1 protein-coding gene is annotated in these 271 nt (G+C 68.6%); it reads left to right on the plus strand.

Going from position 1 to position 271, the window contains the following annotated elements; translation table 11 throughout:
• The coding region (locus tag IH26_RS0152740) for a cellulose binding domain-containing protein (RefSeq protein ID WP_030443841.1) at positions 1 to 271 on the plus strand (271 nt) is incomplete at both ends.

Below are 271 nucleotides of genomic sequence, written 5' to 3' on the forward strand. Positions count from 1 at the left end.
GTCGCCGACAACGTCGACGGCGTGCACCCGAACGACACCGGCTTTCAGAAGATGTCCGACGCCTGGTATCCCGTACCGGCAAAGGTCTTGGGGGGAAGCACGACGCCGACGCCCCAGCCCACGACGACCACGACGCCCGCCACCGCACCTCCTTCCGGTACCTGCTCGGCCACTTATCGGGTCGTCTCGCAGTGGACCGGCGGGTTCCAGGGCGAGGTCACCGTCGCCAACGGCTCCTCGGCGGGCTCCACGGGCTGGAACGCGACGTTCA

Source organism: Actinoplanes subtropicus, assembly GCF_000721705.1.
Classification (GTDB): Bacteria; Actinomycetota; Actinomycetes; order Mycobacteriales; family Micromonosporaceae; genus Actinoplanes; species Actinoplanes subtropicus.